The organism is Flavobacterium cyanobacteriorum (genome assembly GCF_002251835.1).
Lineage (GTDB): Bacteria > Bacteroidota > Bacteroidia > Flavobacteriales > Flavobacteriaceae > Flavobacterium > Flavobacterium cyanobacteriorum.
Window position 1 is genome coordinate 1 of the sequence record NZ_NOXV01000262.1, and the last position, 14,793, is coordinate 14,793.

At 46.3% G+C, this 14,793-nt stretch carries 14 protein-coding genes; 7 read left to right on the top strand and 7 right to left on the bottom strand.

Features of this window, described 5'->3' with window-relative positions:
• Positions 1–245: 245 nt before the first annotated feature.
• The gene (locus CHU92_RS08930; RefSeq protein ID WP_129583042.1) at positions 246–515 is read left to right on the top strand and encodes a hypothetical protein; all 270 of its coding nucleotides are present in this window, start codon (positions 246–248) and stop codon (positions 513–515) included.
• 114 nt (positions 516–629) lie between these two features.
• Entirely contained in the window at positions 630–1,679 is a 1,050-nt protein-coding gene (gene thiL / locus CHU92_RS08935; RefSeq protein ID WP_094414750.1) for a thiamine-phosphate kinase, read from the top strand.
• On the opposite strand, the gene CHU92_RS08940 is transcribed toward thiL, so the two are convergent.
• On the bottom strand, positions 1,680–2,204 hold the full coding sequence (locus CHU92_RS08940; protein WP_094414752.1) for a hypothetical protein: 525 nt from the start codon (positions 2,202–2,204) through the stop codon (positions 1,680–1,682). It abuts the gene before it with no gap.
• A 44-nt stretch (positions 2,205–2,248) separates the two neighbouring features.
• Positions 2,249–3,793: a glycine--tRNA ligase gene (locus CHU92_RS08945; RefSeq protein ID WP_094414754.1), complete on the bottom strand. Its 1,545-nt coding sequence runs from the start codon at positions 3,791–3,793 to the stop codon at positions 2,249–2,251.
• A gap of 89 nt (positions 3,794–3,882) precedes the next feature.
• Between CHU92_RS08945 and CHU92_RS08950 the strand changes: the two genes are divergently transcribed.
• Positions 3,883–4,566, top strand: coding sequence for a ComF family protein (locus tag CHU92_RS08950; protein ID WP_094414755.1), 684 nt, complete (start codon positions 3,883–3,885; stop codon positions 4,564–4,566).
• Between the two features lie 71 nt (positions 4,567–4,637).
• Positions 4,638–6,245: an Ig-like domain-containing protein gene (locus CHU92_RS08955; protein WP_094414758.1), complete on the top strand. Its 1,608-nt coding sequence runs from the start codon at positions 4,638–4,640 to the stop codon at positions 6,243–6,245.
• Here CHU92_RS08955 and CHU92_RS08960 read toward each other — a convergent pair.
• From CHU92_RS08960 to CHU92_RS08980, 5 genes are all read right to left on the bottom strand, one after another.
• Positions 6,229–6,996 carry an amidohydrolase gene (locus tag CHU92_RS08960; protein ID WP_094414760.1) on the bottom strand — a complete coding sequence of 256 codons (768 nt, stop codon included), beginning with the start codon at positions 6,994–6,996 and terminating at the stop codon, positions 6,229–6,231. The two genes, CHU92_RS08955 and CHU92_RS08960, sit on opposite strands and share 17 nt — an antisense overlap.
• Before the next feature lie 335 nt (positions 6,997–7,331).
• Entirely contained in the window at positions 7,332–7,970 is a 639-nt protein-coding gene (gene pdeM, locus CHU92_RS08965) for a ligase-associated DNA damage response endonuclease PdeM (protein ID WP_094414762.1), read from the bottom strand.
• 155 nt (positions 7,971–8,125) lie between these two features.
• A complete protein-coding gene (locus CHU92_RS08970) occupies positions 8,126–10,585 on the bottom strand; it encodes a ligase-associated DNA damage response DEXH box helicase (protein ID WP_094414764.1) in 2,460 nt (819 codons plus the stop codon).
• Between the two features lie 157 nt (positions 10,586–10,742).
• Positions 10,743–12,347: an ATP-dependent DNA ligase gene (locus tag CHU92_RS08975; RefSeq protein ID WP_094414766.1), complete on the bottom strand. Its 1,605-nt coding sequence runs from the start codon at positions 12,345–12,347 to the stop codon at positions 10,743–10,745.
• A 153-nt stretch (positions 12,348–12,500) separates the two neighbouring features.
• Positions 12,501–13,550, bottom strand: coding sequence for a ligase-associated DNA damage response exonuclease (locus CHU92_RS08980; RefSeq protein ID WP_094414768.1), 1,050 nt, complete (start codon positions 13,548–13,550; stop codon positions 12,501–12,503).
• A gap of 363 nt (positions 13,551–13,913) precedes the next feature.
• Between CHU92_RS08980 and CHU92_RS08985 the strand changes: the two genes are divergently transcribed.
• The 3 genes from CHU92_RS08985 to CHU92_RS16245 are packed head-to-tail and all read left to right on the top strand — an operon-like array spanning position 13,914 to position 14,744.
• Positions 13,914–14,102 (top strand): hypothetical protein, encoded by a 189-nt coding sequence (locus CHU92_RS08985; protein WP_207759824.1) that lies wholly within the window; start codon positions 13,914–13,916, stop codon positions 14,100–14,102.
• The gene (locus tag CHU92_RS08990) at positions 14,099–14,605 is read left to right on the top strand and encodes a hypothetical protein (RefSeq protein ID WP_094414772.1); all 507 of its coding nucleotides are present in this window, start codon (positions 14,099–14,101) and stop codon (positions 14,603–14,605) included. Before CHU92_RS08985 ends, CHU92_RS08990 begins: the two co-directional genes overlap by 4 nt.
• The gene (locus tag CHU92_RS16245) at positions 14,595–14,744 is read left to right on the top strand and encodes a DUF559 domain-containing protein (protein WP_129583044.1); all 150 of its coding nucleotides are present in this window, start codon (positions 14,595–14,597) and stop codon (positions 14,742–14,744) included. Before CHU92_RS08990 ends, CHU92_RS16245 begins: the two co-directional genes overlap by 11 nt.
• Positions 14,745–14,793: the final 49 nt, after the last annotated feature.

The window sequence follows — 14,793 nt, forward strand, 5'->3', positions numbered from 1 at the left end:
TATTTTATTGATTTTTAATCAATTATGTTTTTTGTCGTGTACTAAAAGTACGATATTAAAACTTTCTTTCAAGACTATAATAAATTTTACACTTTCAACTTCATCTGAATATTACACCTTTACACAGCGTGGGCCTCTAAAACATTAACAGGAGAATACTAACATAGGCTAAAGGTTTGCTAATTAACATGTTAATTTACAATGCATTAGGTAACTTTATTGTGTTAAACTCAAAACCCACAGCTATGAAAAAAATACTATTTTTATTAGGTGCGCCATTATTACCGTCGTGTGGCGGTTATGAAAAGGTTACACTTACGGAAGAAACCCCGTTTTACAGGAACCTGCGCCCTGTAGAAGACCCGGTTGCCACAATACCGGCCAATACTGAGGTAATAATTGCAGGCAAAGGCGACAATAAAAGGATTATTTATAACGACCAGAAGGGCTATATTGTGCAGGCCAGCTATACCAGCAGCCCGCAAAACCAAAAAAATGTGGCCGCACAAAAATAGTTGTAAGCTTCAATGCCTCCACCGGGAGGCTTTTTTGTGCAGTTGCTATCGGTATAACAGTGCTGTAAACTTTGTACCTTTGCAGCTTTCAAACTTTGCAACTCCACAAGAAAAATGATCGAAGATAAAAATCCGCAGCGCACCAGCCTTGCCCAACTGGGCGAATTTGGCCTTATAGAGCACCTTACACGCAGTATTGAGATAAAGCAGCCCTCTACACTCACCGGGGTAGGCGATGACGCCGCTGTGCTTGATTTTAAGGATAAGAAGGTTGTGGTTAGCACCGACCTGCTGGTAGAAGGCGTACATTTCGACCTGAGCTACATGCCGCTGAAGCACCTGGGCTATAAAGCCGTGGTAGTGAACATAAGCGATATCTGCGCCATGAATGCCAGGCCAACACAGATTACGGTTTCGATAGCTGTAAGCAACCGCTTTCCGCTGGAGGCGCTGGAGGAATTGTATGAAGGGATTAAGCTTGCTGCAAAAATTTATAACGTTGACATTGTGGGCGGCGATACTACTTCTTCGCAAAAAGGCATGATACTAAGCATTACGGCTTTAGGCGAAGCCAATGCTGATGAGCTGGTGTACCGCAACGGCGCCGGGGCTACCGACTTACTGGTGGTAACAGGTGATGTGGGTTCGGCTTACATGGGACTGCAGGTTTTGGAGCGCGAAAAACAGGTGTTCCAGGTAAATCCAAACAACCAGCCCGACCTGGATGCTTATACCTACCTTATCGAGCGCCAGCTAAAACCCGAAGCCCGGAATGATGTAAAAGGCATCCTGGAAGCGCTGGAGGTAAAGCCAACGGCCATGATTGATGTTTCGGACGGGCTGTCGAGTGAGATTATACACATCTGTAAACAAAGCGGTGTGGGCTGCAACCTGTATGAAGAGAAAATTCCGGTTGACCCGCAGCTCATCAGCGTAACCGAAGAATTCAATATTGACAATACCACGGTGGCCATTAACGGCGGTGAAGATTATGAGTTGCTTTTCACCATAAAAATGGAAGACTTTGACAAGATAAAGCACAACCCGAACTTTACCATAATAGGCTATATGACACAGGAAAGCGAGGGCATCCACCTGATAACCCGTGCCAATACTAAAATTCCGCTAAAAGCCAGGGGTTGGAATGCGATGAGTGAGGAGTAATTATTTCTCGAGGTAAAAATACGTTGGGAATATGGAGTCATGTTCCGTTTTATTCACCGCTTTAACCCATTCGGGAAACTTATAGTCGACTTTAATCATTGAATCACTTACCAGTGTATATTCGCAAAAAACGTCTCCATGTTTCGGAAACTCTTTTACACCATTATTTTGTTTTAGCACATCCATGTCCAGCAGGCAATCTGTTTTGTATGACCATAATAACTCCACTTTATCTGTGCCAGTGTGATAGTTAGTGAAAAAGTAGTATAGGCATTGGCCATGAAACTGATAAACTACAAACTCATCTTCAAATTCAAGCCTTACCCAATAGCTTGTGGAATCAACTTGTTTGGCTGCCCAGAACATATATGGGCTTTTGGACATAAAATCTTCAAACTTTTTATGTTTGACAACTACGTTGGCCTCAGGTGATGGTTTTGCAGATACTGATTCAGAAGGGGGTTTACGGTTGCTGTTATTGCAGCCGAAAAGTAATAGTGTGATTACAACAAAAACTTTGCTCATGGATATTGTGTTAAACAAAACGCCTCCCTACGGAGGCGTACCTATTACTTCATCTTCTGGAGCCAGTTCCTTACCGAAACTTCCTCGTTTATAATTCCTCTTAGTTCCGATATCTTCACCCTGTCTTGTGCCATGCTGTCGCGGTGGCGGATGGTTATGGTCTGGTCTTCCAGTGTCTGGTGGTCAACCGTAATACAAAAAGGCGTACCCAGTGCATCCTGCCTGCGGTAGCGGCGGCCTACGGCATCTTTCTCATCATAGGCTACGTTGAAATCCCATTTCAGGTCTTCTATAATTTCGCGGGCAACTTCCGGCAGCCCGTCCTTCTTCACCAATGGCAACACAGCAGCTTTGGTTGGCGCCAGTACTGATGGAAGGCTAAGTACAGTACGTGTAGAACCATCCTCAAGCGTTTCCTCTTTAAGCGAAGAAGCAAATACAGCAAGGAACATCCTGTCGAGCCCCACAGATGTTTCTACTACATACGGCACGTAATTCTCATTCAGTTCCGCATCAAAATATTGCAGCTTCTTACCGGAATATTGCTCGTGTGCTTTCAGGTCGAAATCTGTCCTTGAATGGATACCCTCAAGCTCTTTAAAGCCGAAGGGGAAATTGAACTCAATATCAGCGGCAGCGTTGGCATAATGTGCCAGCTTTTCATGGTCGTGAAAACGGTATTTATCGTCGCCCAGCCCAAGCGACTTGTGCCATTTCAGCCTTGTATCCTTCCAGTAGTCATACCATTTCATTTCCTCCCCCGGGCGCACGAAGAACTGCATTTCCATCTGCTCAAACTCCCTCATACGGAAGATGAACTGCCTGGCCACGATCTCGTTACGGAAAGCCTTGCCCGTCTGCGCAATGCCGAAAGGCACTTTCATACGGCCGGTTTTCTGCACGTTCAGGAAGTTTACAAATATACCCTGTGCTGTTTCCGGGCGAAGGTACAAATCCATGGTATTTTCTGCGGCAGCACCAAGTTTGGTGCCGAACATCAGGTTAAACTGCCGCACCTCAGTCCAGTTCTTCGAGCCGGTATCAGGGTCGGCAATTTCAAGCTCTTCAATCAGGGCTTTTACATCGGCCAGGTTCTCTGTTTCCAGTGAGCGTGCCATACGCTGCAGTATCTGGTCTTTCTTCTCCAGGTATTCTTTTGTGCGGGCGTTAGTGGCCTTAAATTCTTCTTCATTAAAAGCATCGCCGTAGCGTGCACGGGCTTTTTCTATTTCTTTTTGTGCTTTCTGGTTCAGCTTTTCGGCATAATCCTCAATAAGCACATCGGCCCTATATCGTTTCTTGGAATCTTTATTGTCAATCAACGGGTCGTTAAAAGCGTCCACGTGGCCTGAAGCTTTCCAGGTAGTAGGGTGCATGAATATTGCAGCATCAATACCCACAATATTCTCATGCATCTGCACCATTGATTTCCACCAGTATTCGCGGATATTCTTTTTCAGTTCAGCACCATTCTGGCCATAGTCATATACCGCGCTTAAACCATCATATATTTCACTTGACTGGAATACAAATCCGTATTCCTTAGCGTGCGAAAGCACATTCTTAAATAGATCTTCTTGTTTTGCCATGGTGCAAAAATAGGAAAAGCAATGTAATTATGCTGTGGCCTTTTAGTATCTTTAGCCTGAATTAAAAAATTTTTCTTGTTAAATAATCCATGTTCAGAAGCTTAGTTAACCTTTTGTTCCCTATGTCATGCCCGGGATGTGGCGGGCCTTTGCTGGAGAACGAAAACACGATATGTACCCGTTGCCGGCACGACATGCCCCTAACGCTGCAACACCTGATGCCTGAAAACGAAATGTACCGCCGGTTTTACGGCAGGCTGCCGGTTGAGCACGCATCAGCTATGGTTTATTTCCATAAAAAAGATATCGTACAGGAGGCAATACACAACCTTAAGTACCGTGGCAGGGAAGAAGTGGGGCTAATGATGGGCCGGTGGTATGGCCCTGACCTTAAAGGTGTGGCCGCGCTGCAAACCGTTGATGATGTGGTCCCGGTGCCGCTGCACGGAAAAAAACTTCGCGAAAGGGGGTATAACCAGGTAACAAAGTTTGGCAGGGCTATTGCGGAAGCACTGGGGGCAAATTATAACGAAACTATACTGTACCGGGCCACCTACACCAAAACCCAGACGAAGAAGAACCTTACCGCAAGGGCAGAGATCATTGGTTCGGCGTTTGATGTAAGTTTTACCGAAGCAGACAACTGCAAACACTTTTTGCTGGTTGATGACGTTATCACTACCGGCGCCACGCTAGAATCGTGCGGGAAAGCGCTGCTGAAAATACCGGGTGCAAGGCTCAGTATTGTAACAATGGCTTATGCGCATTCTTGAACAATTTATTGAAAAACATTTCAAAAACCCCGGATATAATCGTTATTTTGTGGCCGGTTAAATAAGAAAAGATGCCAAAACTTAAAATTGTCCTTTACCTGCTTCTTGTAGTGGCAGCCTCTGCAGGCTGTGCCAAAAGGGGCGTTATAACCGGTGGCCCTAAAGACACCATTGCCCCTGTCATTGTGAGGAGCAATCCTGAAAACAGGAGCACAAACTTTAACGGCAGGGATATAAGGATTGATTTTAGCGAATATATCAGGATAAAAGACCTCAACAAACAGCTGATCATTTCCCCGCCCATGGAAAACCAGCCCGATATCATGCCCATGAGCAATGCCAGCCGTTATATTACCATCAGGATCAAAGATACCCTGAAGCCCAATACTACTTATAGTTTTAACTTCGGGCAGAGCATTACCGATAATAACGAGGGTAACCCGTATTCGCAATTTAAGTTCGTATTTTCTACGGGCGCCTACATTGACTCTTTATCTTTAAAAGGCAAAATTAAAGATGCTTACAGCAACAAAACTGATAATTTTGTAACGTTGATGCTGTATGAAGCCAATGAGCAGTTTAACGATTCCACCATCTACCGCCAAAAGCCACGGTATGTTACCAATACGCTGGGCAGCCTCACAACCTTTACGCTTGAAAATCTCAAGGAAGGTAAATACCACCTGATTGCGCTGAAAGACAGGAACAACAATTACAGGTATGACCCTAAAACAGAAAAAATAGCGTTCCTGAACAGTACTGTTACCGTTCCTAACGATACCATCTTTTTGCTGGAAATGTTCCGGGAGCAGGGGACTTTCCGGGCATTTAAGCCTACGCTTGCCTCCTCCGGCCGCATGCTTATGGGTTTTGAAGGCGATGCACGCGAGGCAAAAGCTGTAGTTAAGAAAGGGCAGGATGTTATTGCTTCTTTAACCACCGCGATGGGCCAGAAAGACTCCCTGCAGCTATGGCTGCCAAGGAACATGAAAGCCGATTCGTTGCAGGTATCCCTGAGCCACAAGAAATTTGAAAAAGATTTTTTTGTGAAGATGAAAGAGATGAAAACTATTGATTCCCTTATCGTTGACGCATCGCCTAAAGGATCTATAGGGTTCAGGGAAAAATTTTCAGTCACCACCTCAACCCCGGTTGTGTCAATTGATGAAGCAAAGATAAGCATTAGGGATAAAGATTCTGTAGCCGTTAAGTACACCACGGTACATAACCAGTTTGAGCAGCGTATTGATTTTGATTTTCCTAAAGGCGAGGAACAGCGTTATGACATCACTTTTCTGCCCGGCGCTTTTAAGGATTTTTACGGTGCTGTAAATGACACGCTTAATTATAGCCTTACCACAAGGTTACTTACCGATTACGGCAACCTGAGCATAACGCTTGAAAACGCTAAACGTTTCCCGTTGCTGCTTGAAATAACCAATGCTAAAGGCGAGGTGAAGGCGTCCTACTACACAGAAAAGGAAACACAGGTAAATTTTGAAGCCCTGCCGCCCGATAAATATACGCTGCGGGTAATCTATGATGATAACAGGAACGGTGAATGGGACAGTGGCAATTACCTTGAAAAACGCCAGCCTGAGGAAGTAATTTACTTTCCGGAGGAGGTTGATGTACATGCCAACTGGGATGTGGAACAACCATTTAATATAGGAGGGTAAAGCGGTCCCTGTCGTTAAGGAACCCAAATCTTTTGCGGGTGTCCGATACCGCCTCTTTGCTTAATGTTACTGAATATATCCCCTCATTTTCCGATATTTCAAGCATGGGGTTTCCAAGAGTGTCATAAACCTGTGAATGCCCCGGATAGTTATGGCCATTCCCATCCTGCCCTATCCTGTTTACACCGGCTACATAGCACATATTTTCAATGGCCCGGGCCTGCAACAGCACGTCCCAGGCCTGTATCCTTGGCGCGGGCCAGTTGGCCACATAGAGCAGTAAATCATAATCTTCTGTATTCCTGGAAAATACAGGGAAGCGAAGGTCATAGCAAATAAGCGGGCATATCTTCCAGCCTTGATATTCAATTACAGGCCGTTCCCGCCCTGCCGTAAAGACTTTATCTTCACCTGCCAGCGTAAAAAGATGGCGCTTGTCGTAATATTTTAGCTGCCCGTCTGGAAAAACAAACAGCAGCCTGTTGTAGTAGTGATCTCCTTCTGTTATGGCCACGCTGCCGGTAACAGCACAATTTTTTTCTTTGGCAATAGCTTTCATCCATTTTGTTGTTGGGCCGCCTACAGGCTCGGCAACCTCCCCGGGATTCATTGTAAAGCCGGTAGAAAACATTTCGGGCAGTACAACCAGGCCTGTGCCTTCCCGAACTAAACTGATCAGGTTTTGCAGGTGTTGCCGGTTAGCTTCGGGGTTTTCCCACTGTAGCGAGGCCTGTACAAGTGTAATTTCCATCGGGATTCCGTATTTCTGTCTGGTGCCTTTTCAAGCAGGGTTAGGCGGTACGCCGAATATACTCTTTATAAACTAAAAAAGAAGCCTTATGGCCAAAATATTGCTTTCGCATACTACATCCGTATTTTTTATTAGCCCGGAAAAAGGCTATTGATTTCATAGTGCAAACCATACGCTGCCCTCTTTTATAGCCCTGATGGGAGCGGCATCCTCCCCGCCGCCCGCTTTCGCGGCGGGGAGATACAGCGTACAGCAGGAAATAGCTCCAAAATCAGCAACTTTTTATAAACTCTGTCAGGTCTTTTTGCAGCCCTTCCCGGNTTTATATAAAAATTTTAAGCCGTAACAGGCACTACATCCTCTTTTGTTATTACATAAACCATGTCCTCCTTTTTCGGCTGTAATACATAGGTACCGGTAAACTCACCGAAGGCGGGCAGTATCAGTTGCTGTGGCGAGCGGAAGAAACATGGCAGTTTAAGGGCCTGTTTGCCCATGCCGCCTAATACTACAGCGGGGTGTATATGCCCTGCTATGGTATACAAGCCGGTGCGCTCTTCGGGGTGGTGGGTAAGCAGGAAGCCGTCAAGCTGCCATTCGCTTTGCAGCCTTACCCCAAGCGCTTCATATTTATGGGGCGAAATTATGTCATGGTTTCCCGCAACCAGCATAAGCGGAACAGCCGTTCGTGCTGCCCACTCTTCAAAAAGATGCCATTCCCGGTTAAGGGTGCTGTGGAAAAGGTCGCCCAGGAAACATATTTTTTCCGGGCTGAAGTAGTTGGCCACGGCATCCAGCTTTTCAAAGTTGCGATATATGGCCTGCCCCGGAATGGCGCTTCCATGCCTGCGGAAGTGCGATACTTTGCCCAGGTGCACATCGCTTATAAGGAGCATACGCTGTTGTGTCCAGTACATGGCGCCAGAGCAATGCAATATAAAGTCGCAGTTGTTAATTTGGATGTCGAGAATCATTCAGATCTTTCACAAAGGAGCACAAAGATACGTAAAGCAGCCAATAAACACCTAACCCTCTTAAGAGGAGGAAACCCCATCCTGCTATACCCTCACGCCCACAGCAACGCCTAATATCTGTTGTCCCTTATCTGATAATCTGTAAATCTGACGATCTACTTCATATAGTTCGCTGTCATCCGTTTTATCCGGTCAGCCAGGCTTTCGCTTGAAAGCTTTTCCCTCAGACGGTCAGTTATGATGGGGAAACTGAGCGGCGTTGGCTTCTCGCACTGCTTCCACACAATTTCCTGGCGTTGTATCCTCTCCAGCGCCATGATAAGGCGGCCTTCCTCCAGCTGGTGCTCAAAGGTTTCGCGGTAGGCCTGCTGAAAAAGCAGGTTATCAGGTTCATAATCACGGAATACCTCAAAAATAAGCTGTGAGCTGCTTTGCAGGTGCTTGGCCTTTATCATCTTTCCGGGGTAGCCTGTAAAAACCAGTCCCGCTATTACGGCAATATCCCTGAACTTGCGCCGTGCCATTTCGGTAGCGTTAAGGCTCGACTGCAGGTCATGGTGCAGGTGCACGGGGGTAAACAGGTTATTGTCCAGCACCTGCTGCATATCAATTTCCCTGTCGCTAAGCAGTTCAAAGCCGTAATCATTATAAGCAAGAGAAAAGGATATTGGCGAGAGAAGGCTGATACGGTAGGCCATAAGGCTTGCAAGGGCCTCGTGCACAAAGCGGCCTTCAAAAGGATAAAATAAGGCATGGTAGCCTTCCCGGGTTTTGAAGGTTTCAATCAGGAACTCGTGGTCGCCCGGCACTATCGATTCTTTCCGCTGGCGGAGGAAAACCGGGGCAAGCGCCTGCATTTCAGCCGACATAGTATCCGTATTTGCGGTGTATAGCTCTTCCCTCAGCAATTCGCTCATCTGCGCCGAAAGTGTCAGGCGGCCACCAAGCCAGCTGGCATGCTGTGCTTTTGCATCGGGTTCGGCACGGCGTACCAGTACTTCCATGTTTTTTATCCGGTACAGCTCAAGTTTACGGCCCGCAAATATAAATATGTCACCGGGGTTCAGCTTTGATATAAAACCCTCTTCTACGTTGCCGATATAACCACCCCCCAGGAACTTTACGTTCATCATCACATCACCCACAATAGTACCTATCTGCATACGGTGGCGCTGGGCTACAGCCTTGCTGTTCACTTTCAGCCTGCCGTCTTCTCCTGCCTCTACCTTTTTAAACTCATCATAGGCCTGCAGGCTCTGGCTGCCACGGGTTATGAAGTTGATGCAGAACTGCCAGTCGTCAATGCTCATGGCCTGGTAACAAAATGTGCTTTTTACTTCCTTGTATATTTCATCAGGATTAAACCCGTCAGATACAGCAAGGGTAACCAGGTACTGCACCAGCACATCCCACGCGTTGAGGTAGGGCACCCGGTCTTCCACAACAGTATCTTTAACAGCCTTGCGCAGTGCAGAGGCCTCAGCCAGTTCAATGGCATGTGTGGCTAGAAAGTATATATTGCTTTGCTGCCCCGGCCTGTGCCCGCTTCGCCCGGCCCGCTGCAGGAAACGTGCCACACCCTTGGGCCCGCCTATCTGTATAACGGTTTCCACAGGCGCAAAGTCAACACCCAGGTCCAGGCTCGAGGTACAAACCACGGCCTTAAGCTGCTCATCGCGTATGGCCTGCTCTACCCACTGCCTTGTTTCTTTGGCAATACTGCCGTGGTGCATAGCCATTTCGCCCGCAAATTCAGGGTATTTATCAAGCAAGGCCTGGTACCATACCTCACATTGCGAACGCACATTGGTAAAAATCAGTGTAGTACGGCTCTTTTTAATGATGGCCGCTACTTCATCAATAAGGTGCAGCCCCATGTGGCCGCGCCAGGGATAGGCTTCCATCTTTTCGGGAATGACCGAAATAACATTTATTTTTTTATCAATATGTGCCTTTATCATTTCAGCATTTTCCGGCTTTCCGGGCGTGGGGCCTAACAGTACCTCCATGGCCTGCTGAAGGTTGCCTATGGTTGCCGAAATGCCCCAGATCCGGAGCTTTGGGGCAACCACTTTAAGGCGTGAAAGTGCCAGCTCTACCTGCACGCCCCGCTTGGTACCCAGCAGCTCATGCCATTCGTCAACAATAATAGCCGTGCAGGTTTTAAAAATATCTTTATAGCCTTTTGAGGCCAGCATCAGCTGCATGCTTTCAGGGGTGGTAACCAAAAGATCAGGCATTTTGTTACGCATCCTGCTCCTGTCTGCCGATGAGGTATCGCCTGTGCGGATGCCTACAGTTAGGCCTGTGCCAAGGTCATTGGCCACACGCTCAGCGGCCTGTTTTATTTCTACCGATAAAGCCCGCAGCGGAGTTATCCATACGGCTTTTAGCCCGGGCTTATGCTTTGTTTTATAATCCGGATTGCTTTTAATATAGTCAAGCACTACAGGAAACCACAGCGCATAGGTTTTCCCGCTGCCGGTAGGGGCATTCAGCAGGCCGTTTTTTCCCTGCAGGAAAGCTGTCCATGCCTGCACCTGGAACGAGAAAGGTTTCCAGCCCTGCTGCTCAAACCAGTGGTGCGCTATATTAAAAAGTTGTTCCCGGTTCATTTTGTTGTTTCAGGTTTCAGGTTTAAAGTTGCTTGAGTTTCAGCCACGGATTACACTAATACCACTAATTTTTTGACACACCCCTAACCCCTCTCAAGAGGGGAACCAGCTTCACTCGTGCTGATTGTGGGATTTGTTATTTGATTGTTGGAACTTCTCACTTTGGTATTAATGCTTTTAAATCATCTAACGTATTGGCCTCTTCAATGGTTTTATCGGTACGCCAGCGCAAAATGCGGGGAAAACGGGTAGCGACGCCGCTTTTGTGCCTGCCGGAAAGGGAGATACCTTCAAACCCAATTTCAAAAACCAGCTTAGGGACAACACTACGCACCGGCCCGAAACGCTCCAGTGTGTTCTTTTTGATATAATCATCAACCATGCGGAATTCGGCATCCGTAAGCCCGGAATACGCTTTGGCGAAGGTTACGAGTTCCTTTGTGCCGTCTTCCTTGTCCTGCCACAGCGCGAAGGTATAATCGGTAAACAGGTTGGCACGGCGCCCACTGCCCCGCATGGCATAGGTTAGCACAGCATCAATAGATAGGGGATCGAGCTTCCATTTCCACCAGTCGCCTTTTTTGCGGCCCACCAGGTACGGCGAGTCCTTGCGCTTAAACATCAGTCCTTCACTGCGTAATTCCCTTGCCCGTTCCCGCTCCATCAGCACATCATCCCAACAGCCAAAGTTGACCTGCTCACTAATGTGCAGCGGCAAGCCATGGTTTTTAACCTGCTCATACAGTTGTTCCAACAGGGCACGCCTTTCTGAATAGGGTTTATTGCGGATGTCCTCACCGTTCCATTCCAAAAGGTCGTAAGCTTTGATAATAACAGGTGTTTTTTTGAGCAGTGCGGGCGAAACTGTTTTTCGTCCAATGCGTGTCTGCAGATCATTAAAGGTGCCGATGTTGCCGTCTATCCAGGGGAGAATTTCGCCATCTATTACTGTACCATCGGGGATGATACCCATAAACATGCTGAACTCAGGGTACTTATCGGTTACCAGTTCTTCGCCACGGCTCCACACGTACATGTGCCCGTTCCGGATGATGGTTTGCGATCGTATGCCGTCCCACTTATGTTCGGCGGCCCATTCGGTGCATTCGCCCAAATCTTTGGGTTCGCCTTCAATGGCATAGGCCAGGTAGAACGGGTAGGGTTTCGACTCCAGGTCGCGGGCGCGTTCTTCCATCACCAGCTTTTCAAAACTTATATGCTGCGGATCCCAGTGCCCCATGAGCTTGTGCGCCAGGATGTCTTCATCTACACCGGTAACTTTGCTTAGGGCGCGGGTCATTAACTTCTGGCTTACGCCAATGCGGAAACTACCCGTAATAAGCTTGGTAAACACGAACCGCTCATAGTAGTTCATAGAGAGCCAGTTGCTGTGCAGGTATTCCTTTTTCTGTTCGTCGGTTTTCTTTTTGAGGGTTATCATCTCCTCTACATATTCAGAAAGTGTTTTTTCAGAGTGGTTTTCGCTGTTGGGGATAACCAGTGCTATAGTCTCGGCAAGGTCGCCCACAATGTGGTACGATTCCTCGAACAACCACAGCGGGATATTAGCAATCTCACTGGCCCATATGCGCAGCAGCGTGGTGTTTACCGGGCGCGGCGGGCGGCGGTGCGAGAGGATGGCAATGGTCCACACCCTGTCCTTATCGCCTGCATTGCGAAAGTATTCCGTTAGCGCATCCACCTTAACCGATGTTTTGTTGGAGCTGTCGAGCGTTTTTATGAGTTCGGCAAAATTTTTCATTCTTTAAGTCATATCTCGCAAAGGCGCGAAGTTTTTATCAGTTTTATTATTTAACCACCCCGCCTTACAGGCACCCCTCAAGAGGGGAATAGCTTCACTTATATTGGTTAGATAAAATTACAAGCCGCACTTCGACTCCCGATAGTGTGATTTTTATTGTTCATCCGTACTCGTTATATCATTATTTGTTTCATCATCCTTTACATCGGTAACCTCTCCCTCATCACCTTCGTATTGGGTGTGTTCAGTGCGGGCGTCATAACCTATCTCCCGCAGGTATTGCGAGAATATATCACTATACCCGTGTGTGCAGATAATCTTTTCGGCACCTGTAGCCTTAATGCTTTCCAGTAATCCCTGCCAGTCGCAATGGTCACTCAGCACAAAGCCCCTGTCAATCGCCCTGCGGCGCCTGGCCCCCCTGAAAGCCATCCACCCGCTGGCCGCCCCGGTAACATAAGGTGTCATTTTTCGTATCCAGGTGCTGCCGTGCGCGCTTGGTGGCGCAATAACTATGCTTCCGGGAAAATCTTCTTTTTTAATAAGACTGGTTACGCGGGTAGTTTCCGGGAAATCGGCCATGCTGCGCAGCACTTCTGTCATGTTCTCTACAGCGCCATGGGTATATATAGTCCCTATCTCAGGATCCAGGTGTTTCAGCAGCCGCTGTGCCTTGCCCAGGGTGTAGCCAAAAAGTATAGAAGTTTTCCCTTCGGCTTTGTTTTGTGCCCACCATGCGTTGATATCGGCCATGACCTCCTTCTGCGGAAGCCATTTAAAGGCAGGCAGCCCAAAGGTATTTTCGGTAATAAAGGTATGGCATTTAACGGCTTCATACGGTGTTGAAAGGCCGTCATCTTCAGTTTTATAATCGCCCGTAAACACCCATACTTCCCCTTTGTATTCTACCCTCACCTGCGCGCTGCCTATGATGTGCCCCGCGGGGTGAAAAGAGAACGTTACGCCGTTTATAGTAAAGGTTTCGCCCCAGTCCTTGCCCGCCACCATAATATTGCCCAGTCGGTGCTTTATGACAGGTACATTCATGTGGTGGGTTATATATTGCCTGTGGCCCCAGCGGGCATGGTCGCTGTGGCCGTGTGTAATAATGGCGTGGTTCACCGGGCGCCATGGGTCGAGGTACACATCAGCCTGTGCGCAGTAAATACCCTTATCATTAAATGCCAGGAGGGGCTGTTTCATATAAAATGGCTTTCCTAAATTTACTACCGAAGGTACTGTTTTGAAAGAAATTTCGCTGAAGTTTAACGTTTGTTCAGGATTTGCATTTTTTTCACGTATCGCGCCCAGGTGATCGTGCCGCTAAAGTTGTCTCCCGGGCGGGGCAATGCTGTAGTGGTTAAGCAGAAAGGCAGCCACGGCAAAGGAAATGGCATGGGTAAAGACAAAGACTAAACAGGCTCCCGCTGCGGGGGGTTTTATATAGGACACCGGCTGATGAGGCTGGTGTTTTTTGTTTTTATACCAGTTAAAAGTATATATTTGCTTAAACTCTTTACTATGATAAGTTTTAATAATATGGATTTTAAATCCAGAGTAGTTTATATGCCTGAAGTAGGAGAAGTCTTAGTTTCAGTTGTTTCACTTAATGAATTATTAATGACAGAGGAAGGTGACTATGTGAATGAGAAAGCACAATTAATTGATGAGCAAATATTTTATTTTGTTAATGATGATGAAATTGATTTACCTGTGAAATCTTTAATGTCAATATTAAGCATAGGTTTTGTATGATAAGGTATCAATTCTTTCCAAGATCTCAAGGAATAACAGATAATATAAAGTCTGTAGTTGAATGTTTCCAATACGAAGTTGAGAGAATCAAATCTTCAGACTTCAATTTGTCTTCAAATGAAGTATTAGAAATCATTCGTCCAAGGCTAGAGGCTGTAGATTTTATAGTTGAAACTGGAAAATCAAAACTTCAAAAAATTAGTGTTCCTGTTCTGTTTAGCTATAACAATAACATTGATAAATCTTTTAATGCTGATGCTGTTAGCAAAGATGGAAAAATTGTACTTGAGGTTGAAGCAGGCAGAGCTGTTGATAATAATCAATTTCTTAAAGATATATTTCAAGCTTGTATGATGTTTGAAGTTGAATATTTAATAATTGCCGCCAGAAATAATTACAGAGGAGGTGACGACTTTTATAAAATATATAGCTTCTTGGAGACATTATATATATCGAATCGTTTAAAATTACCACTTAAAGGTATATTGTTAATTGGTTATTAATGAGTTTATAGTTTGCAATGAACATTTAAAAGCCCGGGGCTGGACTGTACTCCGTTTTTGGGGAGAGGAGATAAAGAAAGATGTATTAGGCTGTGTGGCCATTATTAAAGAGGCTATAGAAAAAGCCAAATCCACTTAAACAAAAAAAGAAGCCGTCTCAATACTTAAATTTTGAGACGGTTTTTTAT

Coding starts and splice junctions, on each gene's coding strand:
- CHU92_RS08990 (WP_094414772.1), top strand. CDS start 14,099: ATGATAAGGTATCAATTCTTTCCAAGATCTCAAGGAATAACAGATAAT.
- CHU92_RS08970 (WP_094414764.1), bottom strand. CDS start 10,585: ATGAACCGGGAACAACTTTTTAATATAGCGCACCACTGGTTTGAGCAG.
- CHU92_RS08955 (WP_094414758.1), top strand. CDS start 4,638: ATGCCAAAACTTAAAATTGTCCTTTACCTGCTTCTTGTAGTGGCAGCC.
- pdeM (WP_094414762.1), bottom strand. CDS start 7,970: ATGATTCTCGACATCCAAATTAACAACTGCGACTTTATATTGCATTGC.
- CHU92_RS08945 (WP_094414754.1), bottom strand. CDS start 3,793: ATGGCAAAACAAGAAGATCTATTTAAGAATGTGCTTTCGCACGCTAAG.
- CHU92_RS08930 (WP_129583042.1), top strand. CDS start 246: ATGAAAAAAATACTATTTTTATTAGGTGCGCCATTATTACCGTCGTGT.
- thiL (WP_094414750.1), top strand. CDS start 630: ATGATCGAAGATAAAAATCCGCAGCGCACCAGCCTTGCCCAACTGGGC.
- CHU92_RS08960 (WP_094414760.1), bottom strand. CDS start 6,996: ATGGAAATTACACTTGTACAGGCCTCGCTACAGTGGGAAAACCCCGAA.
- CHU92_RS08940 (WP_094414752.1), bottom strand. CDS start 2,204: ATGAGCAAAGTTTTTGTTGTAATCACACTATTACTTTTCGGCTGCAAT.
- CHU92_RS08980 (WP_094414768.1), bottom strand. CDS start 13,550: ATGAAACAGCCCCTCCTGGCATTTAATGATAAGGGTATTTACTGCGCA.
- CHU92_RS08975 (WP_094414766.1), bottom strand. CDS start 12,347: ATGAAAAATTTTGCCGAACTCATAAAAACGCTCGACAGCTCCAACAAA.
- CHU92_RS08950 (WP_094414755.1), top strand. CDS start 3,883: ATGTTCAGAAGCTTAGTTAACCTTTTGTTCCCTATGTCATGCCCGGGA.
- CHU92_RS08985 (WP_207759824.1), top strand. CDS start 13,914: ATGCCTGAAGTAGGAGAAGTCTTAGTTTCAGTTGTTTCACTTAATGAA.